Annotated in this window: 22 protein-coding genes, 1 tRNA gene and 1 riboswitch; of the genes, 14 read left to right on the forward strand and 9 right to left on the reverse strand. The window is 63.7% G+C overall.

The annotated features are described in order from the left end of the window. The first annotated feature begins 89 nt into the window (after positions 1–89). The 4 genes from NCS67_RS10450 to NCS67_RS10465 all read left to right on the forward strand — a co-directional run bounded on the left by NCS67_RS10450 (position 90) and on the right by NCS67_RS10465 (position 2,970). A complete protein-coding gene (locus tag NCS67_RS10450; protein WP_250435146.1) occupies positions 90–1,280 on the forward strand; it encodes an acyl-CoA dehydrogenase in 1,191 nt (396 codons plus the stop codon). A 296-nt stretch (positions 1,281–1,576) separates the two neighbouring features. Then, entirely contained in the window at positions 1,577–1,879 is a 303-nt protein-coding gene (locus tag NCS67_RS10455) for an ElaB/YgaM/YqjD family protein (RefSeq protein WP_008342781.1), read from the forward strand. Positions 1,880–2,061: 182 nt separating this feature from the next. Continuing rightward, positions 2,062–2,442, forward strand: a complete 381-nt coding sequence (locus NCS67_RS10460) for a phage holin family protein (RefSeq protein WP_034471543.1) — start codon at positions 2,062–2,064, stop codon at positions 2,440–2,442. Positions 2,443–2,463: 21 nt separating this feature from the next. After that, entirely contained in the window at positions 2,464–2,970 is a 507-nt protein-coding gene (locus tag NCS67_RS10465; RefSeq protein WP_250435148.1) for a DUF3318 domain-containing protein, read from the forward strand. 8 nt (positions 2,971–2,978) lie between these two features. On the opposite strand, the gene NCS67_RS10470 is transcribed toward NCS67_RS10465, so the two are convergent. The 7 genes from NCS67_RS10470 to glyA form a co-directional block, all read right to left on the reverse strand. After that, complete coding sequence (locus NCS67_RS10470) at positions 2,979–3,431, reverse strand: type IV pilin protein (protein WP_250435149.1); 453 nt, start codon at positions 3,429–3,431, stop codon at positions 2,979–2,981. Between the two features lie 8 nt (positions 3,432–3,439). After that, positions 3,440–3,919: a pilus assembly PilX family protein gene (locus NCS67_RS10475; RefSeq protein WP_250435150.1), complete on the reverse strand. Its 480-nt coding sequence runs from the start codon at positions 3,917–3,919 to the stop codon at positions 3,440–3,442. Beyond that, the gene (locus NCS67_RS10480; protein ID WP_250435151.1) at positions 3,916–4,704 is read right to left on the reverse strand and encodes a PilW family protein; all 789 of its coding nucleotides are present in this window, start codon (positions 4,702–4,704) and stop codon (positions 3,916–3,918) included. The genes NCS67_RS10475 and NCS67_RS10480 overlap by 4 nt, the downstream gene beginning before the upstream one ends. Next, complete coding sequence (locus NCS67_RS10485) at positions 4,701–5,084, reverse strand: type IV pilus modification PilV family protein (RefSeq protein WP_051996481.1); 384 nt, start codon at positions 5,082–5,084, stop codon at positions 4,701–4,703. The genes NCS67_RS10480 and NCS67_RS10485 overlap by 4 nt, the downstream gene beginning before the upstream one ends. Continuing rightward, positions 5,081–5,629, reverse strand: a complete 549-nt coding sequence (locus tag NCS67_RS10490; protein ID WP_250435152.1) for a GspH/FimT family pseudopilin — start codon at positions 5,627–5,629, stop codon at positions 5,081–5,083. Before NCS67_RS10490 ends, NCS67_RS10485 begins: the two co-directional genes overlap by 4 nt. Positions 5,630–5,788: 159 nt before the next feature. Continuing rightward, positions 5,789–6,271: a transcriptional regulator NrdR gene (nrdR, locus tag NCS67_RS10495; RefSeq protein ID WP_008342795.1), complete on the reverse strand. Its 483-nt coding sequence runs from the start codon at positions 6,269–6,271 to the stop codon at positions 5,789–5,791. An 18-nt stretch (positions 6,272–6,289) separates the two neighbouring features. Further along, the gene (gene glyA, locus NCS67_RS10500) at positions 6,290–7,537 is read right to left on the reverse strand and encodes a serine hydroxymethyltransferase (protein ID WP_034471530.1); all 1,248 of its coding nucleotides are present in this window, start codon (positions 7,535–7,537) and stop codon (positions 6,290–6,292) included. A gap of 166 nt (positions 7,538–7,703) precedes the next feature. Further along, positions 7,704–7,802: riboswitch (ZMP/ZTP riboswitch) on the reverse strand. Between the two features lie 206 nt (positions 7,803–8,008). Between glyA and ydfG the strand changes: the two genes are divergently transcribed. From ydfG to NCS67_RS10545, 9 genes are all read left to right on the forward strand, one after another. Further along, positions 8,009–8,755 (forward strand): bifunctional NADP-dependent 3-hydroxy acid dehydrogenase/3-hydroxypropionate dehydrogenase YdfG, encoded by a 747-nt coding sequence (gene ydfG, locus NCS67_RS10505; RefSeq protein ID WP_034471528.1) that lies wholly within the window; start codon positions 8,009–8,011, stop codon positions 8,753–8,755. Positions 8,756–8,882: 127 nt separating this feature from the next. Next, positions 8,883–9,344: a tol-pal system-associated acyl-CoA thioesterase gene (gene ybgC / locus NCS67_RS10510; protein WP_250435153.1), complete on the forward strand. Its 462-nt coding sequence runs from the start codon at positions 8,883–8,885 to the stop codon at positions 9,342–9,344. A gap of 165 nt (positions 9,345–9,509) precedes the next feature. Next, a complete protein-coding gene (tolQ, locus tag NCS67_RS10515) occupies positions 9,510–10,187 on the forward strand; it encodes a protein TolQ (RefSeq protein ID WP_008342801.1) in 678 nt (225 codons plus the stop codon). 15 nt (positions 10,188–10,202) lie between these two features. Next, positions 10,203–10,646, forward strand: a complete 444-nt coding sequence (gene tolR / locus NCS67_RS10520) for a protein TolR (RefSeq protein WP_008342802.1) — start codon at positions 10,203–10,205, stop codon at positions 10,644–10,646. Next, the gene (gene tolA / locus NCS67_RS10525; protein ID WP_175980476.1) at positions 10,643–11,740 is read left to right on the forward strand and encodes a cell envelope integrity protein TolA; all 1,098 of its coding nucleotides are present in this window, start codon (positions 10,643–10,645) and stop codon (positions 11,738–11,740) included. The genes tolR and tolA overlap by 4 nt, the downstream gene beginning before the upstream one ends. A gap of 126 nt (positions 11,741–11,866) precedes the next feature. Then, complete coding sequence (gene tolB, locus NCS67_RS10530; RefSeq protein WP_250435154.1) at positions 11,867–13,159, forward strand: Tol-Pal system beta propeller repeat protein TolB; 1,293 nt, start codon at positions 11,867–11,869, stop codon at positions 13,157–13,159. 55 nt (positions 13,160–13,214) lie between these two features. Then, on the forward strand, positions 13,215–13,721 hold the full coding sequence (pal, locus tag NCS67_RS10535) for a peptidoglycan-associated lipoprotein Pal (RefSeq protein WP_008342807.1): 507 nt from the start codon (positions 13,215–13,217) through the stop codon (positions 13,719–13,721). Positions 13,722–13,757: 36 nt separating this feature from the next. Continuing rightward, positions 13,758–14,507 (forward strand): tol-pal system protein YbgF, encoded by a 750-nt coding sequence (gene ybgF / locus NCS67_RS10540; RefSeq protein WP_008342809.1) that lies wholly within the window; start codon positions 13,758–13,760, stop codon positions 14,505–14,507. A gap of 149 nt (positions 14,508–14,656) precedes the next feature. Beyond that, a tRNA-Lys gene (locus NCS67_RS10545) sits at positions 14,657–14,732 on the forward strand. A gap of 65 nt (positions 14,733–14,797) precedes the next feature. Here NCS67_RS10545 and NCS67_RS10550 read toward each other — a convergent pair. Then, positions 14,798–15,391: a hypothetical protein gene (locus NCS67_RS10550; RefSeq protein ID WP_250435155.1), complete on the reverse strand. Its 594-nt coding sequence runs from the start codon at positions 15,389–15,391 to the stop codon at positions 14,798–14,800. 176 nt (positions 15,392–15,567) lie between these two features. Here NCS67_RS10550 and NCS67_RS10555 point away from each other — a divergent pair, with 176 nt between their 5' ends. Continuing rightward, positions 15,568–16,632, forward strand: coding sequence for a helix-turn-helix transcriptional regulator (locus tag NCS67_RS10555; protein ID WP_008342813.1), 1,065 nt, complete (start codon positions 15,568–15,570; stop codon positions 16,630–16,632). Positions 16,633–16,636: 4 nt separating this feature from the next. On the opposite strand, the gene NCS67_RS10560 is transcribed toward NCS67_RS10555, so the two are convergent. Continuing rightward, complete coding sequence (locus tag NCS67_RS10560; RefSeq protein ID WP_250435156.1) at positions 16,637–20,086, reverse strand: ATP-binding protein; 3,450 nt, start codon at positions 20,084–20,086, stop codon at positions 16,637–16,639. Between the last annotated feature and the right edge of the window lie 3 nt (positions 20,087–20,089).

Below are 20,089 nucleotides of genomic sequence, written 5' to 3' on the forward strand. Positions count from 1 at the left end.
GCGGAACTCACGTCAAGCGCCACGCGCTTCGGCCGATCACGCGAGCCGGTCGGCGCACGGCGCTTCACGATGAAATCAGGAGATTGCACATGGCCGACGCCGCCCGTTTCAACTGGGAAGATCCGCTCTTGCTGGATCAGCAACTGACCGAAGACGAACGCATGGTGCGCGACGCCGCGCGCGCGTACGCGCAGGACAAGCTGCAGCCGCGCGTCATGCAGGCGTTTCGCGAGGAGAAGACCGATCCGGCGATCTTCCGCGAAATGGGCGAACTGGGCCTGCTCGGACCGACGATTCCCGAACAGTACGGCGGCCCGGGCCTGAACTACGTGTGCTACGGGCTGATCGCGCGTGAAGTGGAGCGCGTGGATTCGGGTTATCGCTCGATGATGTCGGTGCAGTCATCGCTCGTGATGGTGCCGATCAACACGTTTGGCAGCGACGCGCAAAAGGAAAAGTATCTGCCGAAGCTCGCGCGCGGCGAGTGGATCGGCTGCTTCGGTCTCACCGAGCCGAACGCGGGTTCCGATCCGGCCAGCATGACGACGCGCGCGAAGAAAGTGCAGAACGGTTTCTCGCTGTCGGGCACGAAGATGTGGATCTCGAACTCGCCGATCGCGGACGTGTTCGTCGTCTGGGCGAAGCTGGAGGAAGACGGGCGCGACGAGATCCGCGGCTTTATCCTCGAGAAAGGCTGGAAGGGTCTGTCGGCGCCGGCGATTCACGGCAAGGTCGGCTTGCGCGCGTCGATCACCGGCGAGATCGTGATGGACGAAGTGTTCGTCCCCGAAGAGAACATGCTGCCGAACGTGCGCGGCCTCAAAGGTCCGTTCACTTGCCTCAACTCGGCGCGCTACGGCATTTCCTGGGGCGCGCTCGGCGCGGCCGAAGCGTGCTGGCACACGGCGCGACAGTACACGCTCGATCGCAAGCAATTCGGTCGGCCGCTTGCCGCGAATCAACTGATTCAGAAAAAGCTCGCCGACATGCAGACTGAAATCGCGCTCGGCCTGCAAGGCGTGCTGCGCCTCGGCCGCATGAAGGACGAAGGCACGGCGGCCGTCGAGATCACGTCGATCATGAAGCGCAATTCGTGCGGCAAGGCGCTCGACATCGCCCGGCTCGCGCGCGACATGCTCGGCGGCAACGGCATCTCCGATGAATTCGGTGTCGCGCGTCATCTCGTGAACCTCGAAGTGGTGAACACGTACGAAGGCACGCACGATATTCACGCGTTGATTCTCGGACGCGCCCAAACCGGAATTCAGGCGTTTTTCTAAACAAGCTTCATTCACAATTGAAAAGGGCTGGCGCATGTTGCGCCAGCCCTTTTTGTTTTCACGCGTGCATTTGCGCATCGGCGTGTGTAACTTTCGATCTACGCCTGAAACTTTTACGGGCCAGATCGTATCAATTCGAAACGATGTCGATGAAATCACGAGGCGTCGGCGGTCGCGCACGGCCCGATGCGACTGGAACGGAAACTGCGACATTCAGCGCGGCAGGGCGCACGTCTCCTCGTCAGCGATCCCATCTTTGGTTACGATTCGCGTAACCTCACCGATTGGAGCCTTTAATGTCAGAAATCAACAAGGAGCGATTCATGTCGGATATCAAATCAGTACTCGCTGACGCCGAAGATCTCTTGAAGCAAGCAGCTACCGCCACCGGCGAACGCGCCTCCGAACTGCGCGAGACCGCACTCACCCGTCTCAAGCAAGCCAAGGAAAAAGCCGCCGACGCGCAAGTCGTCGTGATCGAGCGAGGCAAGAAGGCCGCCCGCGCCACCGACGATTACGTGCACGAGCATCCGTGGGCGTCCATTGGGATCGCGGCTGGCATCGGCATGGTGATCGGACTTCTGATCAACCGGAAGTAAAGCACCCGTCTTCGATTCAATGGCCCGCAGATTGCTAATCAGCTTTCTGTCGCGGTCCCCGCTGGACTGAACCGCGAGCGCCTCGCCCGGGCGCGCGGTTCGACACTCGCACCGGCCGGCTGCCTCGAGCGCCGACCGGACCCACAAACAGCGGCACCAAACGCGCCTCTCGCATTCAAGCCATGACGACAGAACGGCCAACGCAGCAATCGTCTCCCGGACCGTTGCGACGAATTCTGAGCTCCGCCTTCGCCATCTTCGAGACGCGCCTTGAACTCATCGGCATCGAGCTTCAGGAAGAAAAGGAGCGGCTCATCGGCGTGCTTTTCCTCGGGCTCGCCGCCATGATGCTCGCGATGATGGCGCTCATCTCCCTGACGGTGCTCATCGCCATCTTCTTCTGGGACACGTATCGCTGGCAGGCGCTCGGCGGCATCACCCTTCTGTACGCGCTGATCGCGGTCGGATGCGGCCTGCGTGCGCGCAGCAATCTGCGCGATGCGCCGAACATGTTCGACGACACGCTCGCCGAATTCCGCAAGGACCGCGATACCTTCCGTTGATTCCCGCGCCCAAATCAAGCCATGAGCCAACACGACGACACCTTCAAGCCTCCCAAGCGCGGCAAGATGCAGAAGCTGCGCACGCCGCACATGCGCGCGCTGCGCAAGGAACTGCTGATCGCCCGCGCGGATGTCGAGCGCATGGAGCTGCGGCAAGCCACCTATGATCTGCGCACGTCGGTCACGCATTTCAGCGTGCTGCGCTTCCTGATGCCTGGCAGCGGCGGCTCGCGCCGCTGGGGCAAGCGCGGCCGCGGCGGCTCGGCGGGCGGCATTGGCGGCATGCTCGCTTCGCTGCTCGGCTCGGGCAATGTCGGCTTGCTGTTCAAGCAGTATCCGGTCATCGGATCGCTCGCCTCGTTCGTACTCACCAAGCCGGTGCGGACGAAGCTGTTGCACAGCGCGAAGCCGGTGCTCAAATGGGGCGGTCTCGCGCTCGCCGGATGGGAAGGCTGGCGCATCTACACGCAGATGAAGCACGCCGCGCCCGAAACCTCCAACGACGCCGTCGATCCGACCGTTTTCTGACGCCCGCATCAACTCTTCCCCGCCCAGCATGACGCCGACTGTGCCGCATCGAGCGGCGTGGTCGCGTCAGGCGGGCGATTCCAGCGCAGCCCGGTGGCGTCGATGACGAACACGCCGCAGACATCGTCCTGCATCGCGCCCGCCGCGACCGGCACGGCTTCGATCGCATAACCGCCGTTCGTCGGCGTTTCCGGCAGCACGGCCACGCTGTACACGGCCGCCCCGCTCGACGGCGCGCGATCGAGCCCGGAAGCGAGCGCGATCACCTCGCCGCTTTCCGATGTTTGCGCAAGACGCGCGGTTTCCACGAACTGAACCGCGCGCAGCAAGGCCGACGCGGCGTCGAGCCGATGCGCCTTCACCACGTGCGCCCGATACGCCGGGATCGAGAAAGTCGCGATGATCGCGGCAACGCCCAGCGCGATCATCAGTTCAAGCAGACTGACGCCCTTTTCGTTCATATCGATCCTCAAAACGGCCTGGCGACGACGCGCCGCCAATATTGGGTGCTCACGCCATCGGCGATATCGATCCTAAGTTGCAGCCAAGCCTCGGAATCGGCATTCGCGCCGAAGCCCCGCGCGGTAATCAAATACGACGCGTTGGCCCGCGATTCGATCAGGCATTGCGGGGCGCGGCGCGCGTACGGCCACGAAGCGAACGGCGCGATCGCGGCAGCGGACGGTCCGTCGAACGAGGATTTCGCGCGCCATCGCGACGGCTCGTCCTTCGAACTCGGCGTTGGCAACGCGAGGGAAAGCATTCGGCTGCATCGGATCAACGCGCTGTCCGCGGCATGAAACGCGTGGACGCGCTCGCGCGTCGCGACGGTCGCGCTCGCCGCTACGAGCGACGTTTGCAGCCATGCGGCAGCCGTGATCAACATCATCGCGGCGAGGATCAGCACGATCGGCAACGTGCTTGCGCGTGTCAGCGAACGTCGCTTCATTGCGCGCCTCCGGACGGCGACGCCACCGAATTCCGTATCGCGACGCGCCGCCAGAAGACCTGGCGAACGCGGCCGTCCTCGACGGTTACGGGCAAGCCGTTGCAATCCACATAGTTCGCTTTCCGCTTGGCCTGTGCGATGAAACCGCGCACGACGATGCATACGTCCGCAGCATGGACATCGCGCCAGCGTTCGCGCGCGATAGCCGAAGCATCCGATGCGGACGGCGCCCCCGCGAGCCAATACATCACCCGCATTCGCTCGATGCCTTCGACGATCGGCTGCGCCTGTCTGCCGCCGCCTTCGCAGTACAACTCGGGCTCTCCGGTGGAACTGCTCGGCTTTGCGTAGAACCGGTTCGTGGCGATGGCGTCGGAGACCGCCTGGCCGAGGCAATCGGTCGGCGCCCCCGCGGTCGACGGCCAGGTCGAGACGGCGTCGGCTGAATAGCGAACCTGCAGGCCGTCCGAATGGCTTGCGAGCGATTCGCACGATGCGGTTGTATCCGCTCCAATCACGCGGCCTTGCGCGCAACCGAACATCGACGCATCGACCGGCGATTCCACGCTCAATGCGAATCCGGCCATCTGGATCTGCTGGGCCAGCATTTCCAAAGCGCTGGACGCGGCGTCGTGAATGCGCGCGGCATCGGCGGCGCGGTCGAAAGCGGCGCGCTGCCCGCGATAGAGCGACAGCGAAGCGATCACGATCAGCATGCCGAGCGCGAGCGCAATCGTCATTTCCAGCAGCGTATGGCCGCGCGATGAGAGCAAGCGCGGAGTCATCGCGCAAACGCCACGGCGATGCACGACGTGAGCGGCTTAGCCTGCGGTTCGGGGCACGGCTCGGAGCGGTCTTGCGCGCGCCAGCTCACGGTCGCGATGCGCACGCCATCGGCGCGATCGGATATTGCCACGTCGCCCGCAGGCAGCATCGAGGCCGCTCTCCCCTGCCATTGCGACACGATCGCCGCGCGGTCCGCATCGCTGCGAATGCCTTCCGCGACGGAATCTGCGATCATCGCGGCCCGTTCGTGCAGCAACGCCGCGCGTTCGCCGCGCGCGAGCGCGCTTTGCGTCGCGATGAGTCCGAGCGCGGTCACCGCCATCAGCGTAAGCGCGATCATCACTTCGATCAGCGAATCTCCACGTTGAACGTCTTTCATGCCGACGCTCCGCAGCCGCCTGAAGTCATGCGCGCCCGGCCGCCTGCCGCGAGCCGTATGCATCGACGTGACGACGGATTCGCGGCGGAATCGGCGCCGCGCGGACCGAATTCGAAGCTGCGGAATCCGCCGATCACCTGCCCCGAAGGCGGCGTGAACGAAAGCTCGGTCGATGTCCCGGCGATGGAAACCGATGTCATCGCCGGCTGCATGCGCAAAAGCGTCGAAACACCGTCGCGCTCGACGAACAAGCCCCATCCGCACGACCAGTCGGTGACACCGCTTTCGCAGCTTCGGCCCGATGCGAGGCAATGACGAGACGCATCGATCCTGCAAAGCGTGACGCGTGCACCGCGCCGCACGGCTTCGGCGCGCGCAAGCGACAGCGTGGAAAAGAGCGCGCGCGCCCGTGCATCGACTTGATCGCGCGCCTGCCACGCGACGAACGAAGGCGCGGCGAACGTCGCGAGGATCGCCATGACGGCGAGCACCACGCATAGTTCGACGAGCGTGAAACCTTGATTTGATGCGGGAATCGTCTGCATGCCTTATCGATCGAATCGAGCCGAAAAGCTCAATCTAGCGATAAGTCAGGCGCGCCGCCATTAGCCGAATGGCCGAGTGTTCGCGTTCTCCGATACCGGGCAGACTGCGCGAGCGAATGTCAGGAAACGAGGCTTGGGAAGGAAACGATGCGGAAAAGATCAGCGCTTGCGCGAACTCGACTTCTTCGGAGCGGTGCGCCGGAATTCATCGAGCACGTCTTCGAATTCGGAGACGTCTTCGAAACGCTTGTAGACGGAGGCGAAACGCACGTAAGCGATGGTATCGAGTTGTCGCAGCTCGTTCATGACGAGCTCGCCGAGACGCTCGCTCTGCACTTCGCGCTCGCCGCTGCCGAGCAACTGATACTCGATGCGCGACGCGGCGGCATCGATCGCATCGGCGGCGACCGGGCGCTTTCGCAGCGCAAGCTGCATGCTCGCGACGATCTTGCGTCGATCGAACTCGGTGCGGCTGCCGTCTTTCTTGACGACGCTCGGCAGCGCCAGTTCGACGCGTTCATACGTGGTGAAACGCTTGTCGCACGCGGGACAGCGCCGCCGCCGCCGAATGGCCGCGCCATCCTCCGACACGCGAGAATCCACGACCTGGGTATCTTCGTGTCGGCAAAATGGGCAGCGCATCGGCGGTGTGCTCGCGAATTAACGGTAGACCGGGAAACGCTTGGTCAGATCGGCCACTTGCGCGCGCACGCGCTCGAGGTTCGCCTGGTCTTCCGGATTGTCGAGCACGTCGGCGATCAGGTTGCCCACGATCTCCGCTTCCTTCGTGCCGAAGCCGCGCGTGGTCATCGCGGGCGAGCCGAGGCGCACGCCGCTCGTGACGAACGGCTTTTCCGGATCGTTCGGAATGGCGTTCTTGTTGACCGTGATGTGCGCGGCGCCGAGCGCGGCTTCCGCTGCCTTGCCGGTGATCTTCTTTGCGCGCAGATCGACGAGCATCACATGGCTTTCGGTGTGGCCCGAGACGATACGCAGACCGCGCTTCACGAGCGTTTCGGCCAGGACGCGCGCGTTATCGACCACGGCTTGCTGATACGCCTTGAATTCCGGCGACAGCGCTTCCTTGAACGCGACGGCCTTCGCGGCGATCACGTGCATCAGCGGACCGCCCTGAATGCCCGGAAAAATGGCCGAGTTGATCTGCTTCTCGAACTCGGCCTTCATCAGAATGACGCCGCCGCGCGGGCCGCGCAGGCTCTTGTGCGTGGTCGTCGTGACGAAGTCCGCGTGCGGCACCGGATTCGGATACACGCCAGCCGCGACGAGACCGGCGTAGTGCGCCATGTCGACCATGAAGTATGCGCCGACGCTCTTCGCGATCTTCGAAAGGCGCTCGAAATCGATCTTCAGCGCAAACGCCGACGCGCCCGCGACGATCAGCTTCGGCTTGTGTTCCTTGGCGAGCGCTTCGGTCTTGTCGTAGTCGATGTCCTCGGCTTCGTTCAGGCCGTAGCTCACGACGTTGAACCACTTGCCCGACATGTTGACCGGCGAGCCGTGCGTGAGGTGACCGCCTTCGGCAAGGCTCATGCCCATGATCGTGTCGCCCGGCTTGAGCACGGCGAAAAACACGCCCTGATTCGCCTGCGAGCCGGAGTTCGGCTGCACGTTCGCGGCTTCGGCGCCGAAGAGTTGCTTCACGCGGTCGATCGCGAGCTGCTCGACGATGTCCACATATTCGCAACCGCCGTAATAGCGCTTGCCGGGATAGCCTTCGGCGTATTTGTTCGTGAGTTGCGAGCCCTGCGCGGCCATTACGGCCGGGCTCGTGTAGTTTTCCGACGCGATCAGCTCGATGTGATCTTCCTGGCGGCGGTTTTCCTGCTCGATCGCCTTGAGCAATTCGGGATCGACATTGGCGAGGGTACTTTCGGCTCTGTCAAACATACGTTTTCCGTGAGATCAAAACAGGTTGACCGGATCGCGCGTGCGCCACGTTCGAAACAGACGCAAAAGACGCTGGAAACCGATGGAGTCCAGGCGCGGCGGATAGAGGAAGAATCCGGTTTCGCGGAACGGACAGCCACCAGCAACGCAGCGACGGCGTGCGGATCTCAGCTGCCCAGGCGAACGGCAAAACGACGCTCCGCGCTTCCTGGTGGGTTGCTCCACCTTGAATCCGAAGATTCTATCGCCAGTCACGCGGGGTTTGAGCGTTGTAGTGTAATGGCCGGCCATGCTTTAGGCAACCGGCTTACAGGGCAATCGGACGGGCGCGCAGCCACGCTTAAAGCACGATCGTTCGCGCCCACGGTTGCTTGCCGCGCCGCATCAATGGAAGTACGCTTTGCGCCGTTGCCGGACGCGTCGCCCTGCGCGCGTCGGCTTTGCCCGTCTCAGTCCATTCGGAGTCCGCTCATGATCGTTTTTGTCACCGGCGCGTCGGCCGGATTCGGCGCCGCCATCGCCCGCACGTTCGTCAAAGGCGGCCATCGTGTGATCGCCGCCGCGCGTCGCAAGGAGCGCCTGGTCGCGCTGTCGAACGAACTCGGCGACGCGCTTCTGCCAGTCGAACTCGACGTACGGGACGAAAACGCCGTCCGCAACGCCGTCGCGGCCCTGCCCGACGCGTTCGCGCAGATCGACGTGCTGGTGAACAACGCCGGACTCGCGCTCGGCCTCGAACCCGCGCAACGCGCGAATCTCGACGACTGGAAGAACATGATCGACACGAACTGCACGGGTCTCGTGACGGTCACGCACGCGATCTTGCCGGGCATGATCGAGCGCAATCGCGGACATGTGTTCAACATGGGATCGGTGGCGGGCACGTATCCGTACGCCGGAGGCAACGTGTACGGCGCGACGAAGGCGTTCGTGCGGCAGTTCAGCCTGAACCTGCGCGCGGACGTCGCCGGCACCGCCCTTCGCGTGACGGACATCGAGCCGGGGCTCGTCGGCGGCACCGAGTTTTCGAACGTGCGCTTCAAGGGCGACGACAGCAAAGCCGCGACTGTATATAAGGATGTGCAGGCGCTCACGCCCGAGGACATCGCCGACGCGATCTACTGGATCGCCACGCGCCCGGCACACGTGAACATCAACGCGATCGAGATGATGCCGGTCGCCCAGACGTTCGCACCGTTGCAAATTCACCGCGGCTGATTCCGATATCTGCCTAAGGATTTGGCGGGGGTGCTTCCGGTTCCGGTAAAATGCCGCCGATGAATATTTGTCAAAATGCGAGCCAGATCGTGTTTATGAGCCTCTGCGCGAGCGGAGCGGCGCAAAGGTGAGTGATCCGTTGACTTTCGAGTGGCCGATTCGGGTGTATTACGAGGACACCGACGCCGGCGGCATCGTCTTCTACGCGAACTACCTGAAGTTCTTCGAACGGGCGCGCACCGAATGGCTGCGCGCGTGCGGAATCGATCAGCAGCGTCTCGCCGATTCGAGCGACATCCTGTTCGTCGTGAGACGCACGGCCGTCGAATATTCGTCGCCGGCACGCCTGGATGACGTCATTCGCGTTGTAAGTCGCATCGAGCGCCTCGGCCGTGCATCGGTGGATTTTCATCAGGAAGCGTGGCGCGACGGCGTGCTGCTCGCGAGCGGCGACATTCGCGTTGCCTCGGTGGATCGCGCGTCGATTCGCCCGGCCGCCATTCCGGATGCGGTGATCGAAGGATTGAAGCGCGGCCCGCACGCGACGCTCGCCGCGGCATCGCGCGGCGCAGATCAAGACCGAGCCTGAACGATGAACTCATCGCACACCGAAGCGAAACAGGGCATCGGGAACAGAGGAAGCATTAACGAGCATGAGCCGGCCACGGCACGGCTTTCGTTTGATTCACATCCATTTCACGAAAGCATGACGCTTTGACCGGACGCCCCTTTCGGGACGTAACAGCAGACCTTTATGAACAATACACAAGACCTGTCGATCATTTCCCTCGTCGTTCACGCGAGCCTGCTCGCGCAGGCCGTGATGGCGCTGCTGTTGCTGCTGTCGCTCCTGTCGTGGACCTTCATTTTCCGCAAGTGGTTTGCCATTCGCCGCGCGCGCGCGCAGACCGAGCGCTTCGAGCGCGATTTCTGGTCGGGCGGGGACCTGCAGGCGCTGTATCAAAGCGCGGCGAACAACCGTCACACGATCGGCGCGCTCGAGCGTATCTTCGAATCCGGCATGCGTGAATTCCTGAAGGGCAAGGAGCGCCGGATCACCGATCCGGGCGCGATTCTCGACGGTTCCCGCCGCGCGATGCGCGCCGCGTTCCAGCGCGAAATGGACGTGCTCGAAGCGAACCTCGCGTTCCTCGCGTCGGTCGGTTCCGTGAGTCCTTATATCGGTCTCTTCGGCACGGTGTGGGGGATCATGAATTCGTTCCGCGGTCTCGCCAATGTGCAGCAGGCGACGCTCGCGAACGTGGCGCCCGGCATCGCCGAAGCGCTCGTCGCGACCGCGATCGGCCTCTTCGCCGCGATTCCCGCAGTGGTCGCGTACAACCGCTACGCGCACGACATCGACCGTCTGGCGATCCGCTTCGAGACCTTCATCGAAGAGTTCTCGAACATCCTGCAGCGTCAGGCGCACTAACAGAAGGAGTCCGCGATGGCAGGCCCCATTCGTTCCAGCATGCGCGGCGGCTCGCGCCGCGCGATGGCCGACATCAACGTCGTGCCATACATCGACGTGATGCTCGTGCTGCTCGTCATCTTCATGGTGACGGCGCCGCTCGTTTCGCCCTCGATCATCAATCTGCCGACCGTCGGCAATGCGCAGCCGCAGGAGCAGCAGCCGCCGCTCGTCATCAACATCAAGGCGGACGGCAGCATGAACGTGCGCTACAAGGAAGAAGGCGGCGCGACGCAAGAGCAGAAGATGACGATGAACGATCTCAACAGCTTCGTGCTCAACCGTCAGGAATCACATCCGGATCAGCCCGTCGTGATCGCGGCGGACAAGACCGTGAAGTACGAAGTCGTGATGAACGTGATGTCCGATATGAAGGCGCGCGGCGTGAAGCGCGTCGGATTGCTCGTCAAATCGCAATGACCCTTTCGCACAGGCCGACACGCGCATCGTCCGCGCGACCGAATCGCCCGCCGCGTGAACGCGGCACGGGTAAGGCGTTCGCGCTCGCGGCGTTGATGCATCTGCTGCTCGGCTGGTTCCTGTATCACGGCATCAACTGGCAGAACAACACGCCGGCGGGCGCGGAAGCGGAAATCTGGACCGAGATTCCGGACACGCCCGCGCCGACGCCGCGCCCTGCCCCGCCGCCGCCCGCGCCGGTGAAGGTGCAGCCCGCGCCGCCGCCGGCGAAGGACGAAGACGCGGACATCGCGTTGCAGGAGAAGAAGCGCAAGCAGCAGGAAGCCGCCGCGCGCGAAGCGCAACTCGCCGAGCAGCGCCGTCAGCAGGAAGAGGCGAAGCAGGAAGCGGAAGCGAAGCGTCAGCAGCAGCTCGCCGCGCAAGCCGCCCAGCAGAAGGCGATGCAGGACAAGCAGAAGCAGATCGAGCAGCAGCGTCAGGCCGACCTGCAGAAGCAGCAACAGAAGGCGCAGCAGGACAAGCAGCGTCAGCAGCAGCAAGCCGAAGCGCAGAAGCAGGAACAGCTCAAGGAGCAGAAGGAGAAGGAACAGCAGGAAGCCAAGGCGAAGGCCGACGCGCAAGCCAAGGCCAAGGCTGAGTCCGACGCGAAAGCGAAGGCCGCGGCGCAAGCGAAAGCCAAGGCCGACGCGGAAGCGAAAGCCAAGCTCGATGCCGAGCGCAAGGCGCGTCTCTCGCAACTGCAAGGGCAGTTGGGCGGCGGCACGGCGGGCAGCGGCGAAGGCCTGGCCAAGAGCGGCACCGGCAAGGGCGCGGGCGGCAATGCGACCTCGCCTGGCTACGCCGAGAAGGTGCAGCGTCGCGTGCGGCCGAACATCGTGTGGGCCGGCGAAACGGCCGGGCTCGAGACGGTCGTGTCGGTGCGCTGCTCGCCGTCGGGCACGCTGCTGTCGGCGAATATCACGCGCTCGAGCGGCAACGAGCAGTGGGATCAGGCGGCACTGCGCGCGGTACAGCGCTCGGATCCGATGCCGGTGGATATCGACGGCAAGGCGCCTTCGAGCTTCACGATCACGCTGCGTCCGGCGGGCGGTTAACGCGCTAGTCAGCAGTGAAGCGCGCTTGAAAGCTCGCATTAAGCAGCGGGAACGAAATGTGCGACCGCGGGTCTGTTCTGCAGTCCGCGGACACTTGAAAACGCTTTTATCTGGAACCTATACAGCATGAGTTTGATGACGAAGCTTGGCCTGAAAACGCTGGTCGCGTCCTGCCTGATCGCAGCCGGCACCGCTGCACACGCCCAGTTGAACGTACTCGTGACCGGCGTCGGTTCGACCCAGTTTCCGATCGCGACGGCCAATTTCGCCAATGAAGCGAGTTCGCCGCAGCAAGTCAGCGCGATCATTCGCCAGGATCTGCAGCGCAGCGGCAAGTTCACGAATATCGACGCCGGCAGCGCGCCGGTCGCGGAATCCGATACGGTCGATCTCGGCGCGTGGAAGGCAAAAGGCGCGGACGCGTTCGTGTCGGGTAGCGTGAACAAGCTGCCGAACGGCCAATACGAAGTGCGCTTCCGGCTCTACGACACCGTCAAGCAGCAGAACCTGGGCGGCCTGTCGCTCGTCAGCGCCGAAAGCGGCCTGCGCATGAGCGCGCACAAGATCGCCGACTACATCTACGCGAAGCTGCTCGGCGGCCGCGGCGTGTTCGCAACGCGTCTGTCCTACGTCATTCAGACGGGCGGCCGTTATCAATTGCAAATTTCCGATTCGGACGGTCAGGAAGCGAAGATCGCCCTCTCCAGCCCGGAACCGATCATTTCGCCGGCGTGGTCGCCGGACGGCACGAAGGTCGCATACGTGTCGTTCGAGAAAAAGAAGCCGGTGGTGTACATCCACGACCTGCCGACGGGACGTCGCGTAGTCGTGTCGAATCAGAAGGGCAACAACAGTGCCCCGTCGTGGTCGCCTGATGGCCGCAAGCTCGCGGTCGCGCTCTCGCGCACGGGCAACACGCAGATTTTCGAAGTCAACGCAGACGGCTCCGGCCTGCGCCGTCTGACACAAGGCAGTTCCATCGACACCGAGCCGTTCTACTCTCCTGATGGCAACTGGATTTATTTCACGAGCGATCGCGGCGGCCAACCGCAGATCTACAAGATGCCGGCGGCGGGTGAAAGCGCCGGCGCGGCCCAGCGGGTCACGTTTGCGGGTGCGTACAACACCAGCCCGCGCGTGAGTCCGGACGGCAAGCAACTCGCGTACATTTCGCGCACTGGCGGCGGCTTCAAGCTGTATCTGCAGGACCTCGCGTCCGGCACGGCGACGGGGCTGACCGACACGACGCATGACGAATCGCCGAGCTTCGCGGCGAATGGTCAGTACATCCTCTACGCCACCCAAGTGAACGGACGTGGCGTGTTGGCAGCCGTTTCGACCGACGGTCGCACGCGGCAAGTCTTGTCAGTTCAGGGCGGTGTGGTGCGCGAGCCGTCCTGGGGTCCGTTCATGCAATAAGTCCAGCAATAACGTTTCACATACAACGTTCAGCTACAACACAAGGAGAGGTACCATGATGTCGAAACTTCGTATCGGCCTGGCAGTTGCGATGGTCGGCGCATTGGCGGCGTGTCACTCGGGCGTGAAGCTCGACGAAGGCCAGAACAAGGGTGCAGTCGGCACGCAGCCGAACCCGACGGACGTGAAGCAGGTCAACATCGACCCACTGAACGATCCGAACAGCCCGCTCGCCAAGCGCAGCATCTATTTCGACTTCGACAGCTATGCCGTGAAGGACGACTATCAGCCGCTGCTGCAACAACACTCGTCGTACCTGAAGAGCCATCCGGAGCGTCACGTCCTGATTCAAGGCAACACCGACGAACGCGGCACGAGCGAGTACAACCTCGCGCTCGGCCAGAAGCGTGCGGAAGCCGTGCGTCGTGCAATGTCGCTGATGGGCGTCGCCGATTCGCAGATGGAAGCCGTGTCGCTCGGCAAGGAAAAGCCGACTGCAACGGGTCACGACGAATCGTCGTGGGCACAGAACCGCCGTGCGGACCTCGTGTACCAGCAGTAATTTACTTAACGTAACCAGTCACGGGTGAGTCGCCCTATGTTGTATCGCTTTCCCTTGCTGCGCGCGGCCGCAGCCGCGTGTGTAGTCGGTTCGACGATGTTGAGTGCGCCCGCGCACGCCGGCGTCTTCGACGACAACGAAGCGCGTAAAGCCGTGCTCGATCTGCGCACGAAGACTGACAGCCTGTCCAGTCAGTTGCAGGCCGCGCAGCGCACGATCCTCGATCAGCAGAATCGTATCGACCAGCTCAATCAGCAGGTCGCGACGGTTCGTGGCCAGAACGAGGATCTGGCCAACCAGGTCGCCACGCTGCAGAAGCAGCAGAAGGACTATTACGCCGATCTCGATTCGCGCTTGAAGAAATTCGAGCCGCAGCAAGAGACGATCGATGGCGTGACGGGTTCGGTGCAGCCGGGCGAGACGGAAGCGTTCAACGCAGCGTCGACTCAGTTCCGTAACGGTGACTACAAGAATGCCGCGGCGTCGTTCAAGGCGTTCGTGGCGAAGTACCCGCAGAGCCCGTATCAGCCGACGGCGCGGTATTGGCTCGGCAATGCGCTCTATGCGCAGCGCGACTACAAGGGATCGACTGCGATCTGGCAGGACCTGGTGAAGAGTTATCCGACGCATCCGCGAGCGCCCGAGGCGTTGCTCGCAATCGCGAACAACCAGATCGAGCAAGGTCAGAAAGCGGCTGCGAAGCAGACGCTTCAGCAGATCATCTCGCAGTACGCCGGCACGGAAGTCGCGCAGACCGCGCAGAGCAAGATGTCGCAAGTGAAGTAAGCGAAGCCGAAGTTCGGAGTTTCGCGCCTCTCGAGGAGAATGCCCGCGGGCAATGGAGCCGCGGGCGTTTTTCTTTCGATGATTTGATGATTCTTCAACCGAGCGGGTTGACAGATTCGCGAATCGAAGTTTATAATTTTGCCTCTTTCGGGTCGTTAGCTCAGCTGGTAGAGCAGCGGACTTTTAATCCGTTGGTCACAGGTTCGAATCCCGTACGGCCTACCAAGTATCAGGTAAAAAGCCCAGTCATTGCGACTGGGCTTTTTGCTTTGGCCGTTCGGTCCTTCGCATCACTGGTCCAGCAGCCTTAGCCGCGGCGTGAGCTCGAGCGCGGCGACGGCCTCGAACATATCGTTCGCTTCACTCAACGCACGGTCCGCTTCGGCCTTGCGCTTCTTGTAGCTCGAATGTCTGTTGAACCCGGCGCCCAGCAGCATCACGCCGACCAACGCGCTCGGCCAGACGAAGTACGCCGCGAGCAGGCACAACACGCCCCAGAACGTGTAGGGCCAGAGCTTCGGCTCGGCGGGTATCGAATTGCGCGCCATCTCGATTCGCGCGAGCGCCCGTTCCAGTCCTTCGACGCAACCGCCGCGCTCCCGCAACCGCCCTTCGATTTCATACACCGCGCGCATCGTCTTCTCTTTCGACGGAAGCGACAAGGAACCGATGTCCGTCAGCAAGCTGATCGATTCGTTGACTTGCGCGAAGGATCGCGCCAACGACGCGAAGGTCTGCTCATGCTCGGGAAGCGCCATCGCTTTGCGGACGTCCGAACGCCCCACGCAGACCCCGTGCGAAAAGAAATATTGCTGGATCGCGCGCGATGTTCGGTTCTTGAGACCCGCGAGAAATTCCTCGTTGGCCTGTTCCCTTCTACTCATTGTTTTCGCTCCTCGACATGGTGGGGCCTCATCCCCCGGCGCCGCTATTCTTTCCGCTTATGTCGAAGACCGTCACCCGAAAAATCCGAAAGCCTGATGGCCGCCCCGTCCGATCAAGACACGATTTGTCTCGATAGTTTCTATAATCAGGAGCAACCTTTCCTCGCCTGCGCATCATGACCTCCAGCCTCGACGAAGCCATCCTCCGCGTGCTCCCTACCGAGCGCGACGCGACCGCGTGGCTATCGACGCCCGAAGTCCGCAGACGTCTCGAAGAGCGCGGTCATCGCGTCGGCTATACGAAGAAGGTGCAGCGTCATCTGACGGCGCTCGAAGCCGATGCGCGCGTCGTATCCATGCTCAACGGCCGCGAGCTGCTCTGGCAGCGCAAGCCGTGGCTGCACGGCTTGCAGGAAGGCATGAGCGGTTTGATGAGCGCATCGGAGGCGGTGGCGTTTCACATCCTCCAGCGCTTTGCGGGCAACAAGCTGCCGAATGCCGTCACGCGCGACATCGATCCGCTGTTCAAGGCCGCCGAATCGCGGCTGTCGCAGGAAACGGCGGACAGCCGCATCTATCGCGCGTGGGCCGACAAGATCGATTCCGTCGATGGCGCCTTCACGCTGATTCGGCCGAAGCTGCGTCCGGAAATCTTTCAGACGGTCGCGACCGCTACGTTCTTCGAGCGCGAACTGCTCGTGCAGTATCGCGCGGCATATCGGGGCGAACGCAGCGACGAACCGCGCACGAAAAAGCTGTGGCCGCTCGCGCTGGTCGAATCCGCGGGCGTGATGTATATGGTCGCGCAAGATCCGAGTCGCGCGCCGCGTCCGGAGAAAGGCGAAACGGAATGGACGCGCGCGCTGTATCGGCTGGACCGGATTCGCTCGGTTTCCGAGTCGGGCGAATCTTTCACGTATCCGGACGATTTCAAGCTGCGCAAATACATCGAAACGCAGCAGGTCTTCGACTTTCTGCCCGAGCCGCCGGTGCTGCTCGAACTTGCGTTCGAAGGCAACGCGGGCAATCAGTTGCGCGAATCGCCGATGTCGAAGGATCAGAAAATCGACACGTTGCCCGACGGCCGCATGAAAGTCACCGGCACCGTCACGCCAAGTCTCAAGCTGCGCTGGTGGCTGCGCGCGCTCGGCGCGGGGGTCGAGATTCTCGCGCCGCAAGCGTTGCGTGACGAGTTCGCCGAGGATTTCGCCAAGCTGGCGAAGCGCTATCGGACGAGCTGACGCATCAACCCATATAACGCACGTTCACCTGCGGCCCGAACACCTCGCGCACGATATCGACGAGATGATCGTGGTGGCTCAGAAAGATCACCTGCGTGCGTTTCGCGATCTGCGCGAGCACGCGCAAGCCGGCGCGCGCGCGGCCATCGTCGAAGTTGATGAAGAGATCGTCGGCGACGAACGGCAACGCCGACGCCTTCTCGCCATGCTCTTCCAGCGCCGCGAGCCGCAGCGCGAGATACAGCTGATCGCGCGTGCCCTCGCTCATGCCGGCGATATCCACATGCTCGCCGCTCGCGCGAATCGCGGACAGCGCCATCGGCTGACGATCGTAATCGACGACGAGCCGCGAGAACGTGTCGAGCGTGAGCGCCGAAAAAATCGTGCTTGCGCGCGACAGCATCGGTCCCTGACGGCGCTCGCGATAACGGTCGATCGCCCACTTGAGCAGCGTCGACGCCGTTTCGACCTTGACGAAGCGCTCGGCGGCATCGGACATCGTGGCGAGCGCTTCCTGGCGCTTCGCTTCGGCGCGCGCGGCGTTCGCTTCGCCTGAAATGGCATTGAGTTCGCGGCGCGCGGCGTCGAGTGCCGTCGCCGTTTCGCTCGCGATTCTCACCGATTCCGACAGCGCCGCGCCGATGCGCGAGAGCTCCGCCTGCACGTTCGACATGTCCGCGCCCTCCACTTCCGCGATGAGTTCGTCGAGCGTCAGGCCATCGCCGCCCTTGATGAGCGCGGCGCGCGCGTCGTCGACGGCGGCGGCCAGTTCGCGCTTCTTCTGCGATTGCGCGATGCGTGCCTGAAGCACGTCCGGCGTATCGACACCCGCCAGATCGTAGAGCGGACGCAGCGTCGCCTTCGCTTCCTCGACATCGGCGTGAGCGTGACGCACGTGCTCGCCCGCCGACGCGTGCTCCTTCTTCAAACGCTCACGCTCGCCATGCGCGGCGCAAGCGAGATCGAGACGCGCCGACAACGCCGTCGCAGTCGCGTTCGCGCCGAGCGCCGCGAGCGATTCGTCGAGTTCGCGCGCAAGGTGCGATGCCTCGGCGTCGAGCGCTGTTAGCGCCGCGCGCATCGCGTCGATCTGGCCGTTGCGTACGGTTTCGATGTGCGTCAGTTGCGCGCCGATCTTCTTCACCATGTCGATGGCCGCTTCCGCCGCCGCCTGCGAATCCGCTGCGTTCGCGAGTCCCGCTTTCGCGATCGCCGCCGACCACTCGCATTGCCAGCGTTCGAACGCTTCGCGCGCCGCTTTCGCCGCGCCTTGCCGCGCGATGCGCTCGGCTTGCGCTTCGTCGAGTTGCGCGGATACGTTGCGGCGCGTGACCGCGGCTTCGTCGATGGCCGCGATCTTCGCCTCGGCCCGATCGCAGAGCGCGTCGAGATCGGCGCGCGCGTCCGCGTCGTCCAGATGCCGCGCGAGTTCGTCGCGGCGCGCGCGGGAATCGGCGGCTTCGCGCGCGAGTTCTTCGGCGCGCGCATCGAGCGTCTGCGACGCGGCCAGCGCCTTGTCACGCGATGCGATCCACGACGGCGCATCGTCGAGCGACATGTCCGCGATCTGCGACTGCGCGGCGAGCGCGCGCCACGATTCGTCGAACGATGTCAGCGCCGATTCTGCTTCGCGCACGCTTTGCTCGCGTCGCGCGAGCGTCGATTCTTCGTTCGCGACGCGCCGCTTCAAGGCCGCGAGTTGCGTCGCGTGATTCACGGAACCCAACTGACGATCGGCGAGACCATCCGCCGCGTGCATCGCCGTTTCGAAACCGGAAGCGCCTCGATCGAGCGCGACGTCGCCGGACCGGATCGCGCGCCACGCTGCATCGCGCGACGTACGCGCGTCCCGAACCTGATCGCCCGTCACGACATCGTGCGTCTCGACCAGACTGTCGAGTTCCGATCGCACGGCGTGCAGCGCGTCCTGCGCTTCCTTCGCGCGATCGGCCGCGAGCGTCAGCCGCGACGACAGATCCTGCCGCTGCGCGCGCAATGCGGCGATGCGCTCCGCCGCCGGCAGCGTCATCGACTTGAGTTCGCCGATCGGACGCGACCATCGCCCGAGCGACGCCATGCCCGCTTCGAGCAACTGTTGCGCGTCGCGCTTCGCATCTTCGAGGCGCTGCTGCGTCGCGCTCGCATCGCGATACTTCTGCGCGGCACGCAATGCAGCGCGCAGACCCGGCGACACATCGCCGTTCGCGATCGCCGCGAGCTTCGTTTGCAGCGTGACGATCTGCGCGGCGCATGCGTCGGCGGCTTGCTCCGCATTGCGCGCGGCGAGTTCGAGTTCGCCGCGTTCGAGCATCAGGCTCGTGACGGTCTGAAGCGCGAGCGCGCCGGGCATCGCGCCGCGCACGCCCGCTTCGTCGAGCGGCCAGCCGAGCTGCGCGCCGTCCTGCGCAATCTGGCGCAGCCGCAGCGCGACTTCCTGTTCGAGCCGCGCGATTTCGTTCGCGTGATCGGCACAGCGCTGTCGCGTGGCGTCGAGCGCGCGAATGCGCGCTTGCGCGGCGAGGACCGCGTCGTCGATCACGATCGCGTCGAGATCGGCTTGCAACTGCGCGGCGGCTCTTGTGTGGACGTCGAGCGCGCTTTGCGCCGCCGCGAGCCGCTTCAGCGCGTTTTGCAGCGTCGCCTCGGCGTTCGCGGGCAGATCGACGGCATCGCCCAGTTCGCGCAATTCCGCGGCCTTCTCACGCCACACGTTCAAGTACGGCGCCACGCGCCTCACGCGCTCCAGCTTGGCGCGCTGCGTTTCGAACTCCGTGCGGCGCGCGTCTTCATCGCGACGCTTCTCCTCCGCCTCTTCCACGGCGCCGTGCGCGCGACGCCACTGCGCCGTTCTCACGCTCGCCGTCTTCAGCTCGGCGGTGGCTTCGTCGTATTGCTTCAGGCCGATGTAATACGCGCGATCGCCCGACTTGCGCTTCGCCCACAGTCGATCGGCCTCGTCAGCGAGACGTTGGCGCACGTCGCCGAGACTCGCGATGCCCGCCGCCGATTGAAACAGCACCTGCCCGACATCGCTCGATGCATCGAGAATGGCTTCGCCGCCGCGCCGCAGCGCCTCGTGATTCAGGCAGTACATCTGCTCGAAGAAGCCTTTATCGGATGCGCCCAGAAACGTCGCCAGCGCGTCGGCGGGCAGCGCATCGCCGTTCGGCGTGCAAAGCGACGACTTGCGGCTCTTCGTGCGATGGAACGCGAACGCGTCGCCGCCCGTTTCGATCGACGCCCCGAGCCGCAGATCGCTTTGCGGATGCACGAACGCAAGCGGCGAGCTATGCGGCATGCCGAAGAGCAACTCGGAAATCGCATTCTTGATGGTGGATTTGCCCGCCTCGTTCGGACCGACGACAAAGTGAAAATCGTGTTCCGCCGCCGGAAACTCCACCGTGTGATCGGTGAATTTGCCGTAGCGGATGAGTTCGAGCTTGCCGATACGCATGCC

This window comes from Caballeronia sp. ATUFL_F2_KS9A, assembly GCF_023630765.1.
GTDB lineage: Bacteria > Pseudomonadota > Gammaproteobacteria > Burkholderiales > Burkholderiaceae > Caballeronia > Caballeronia zhejiangensis.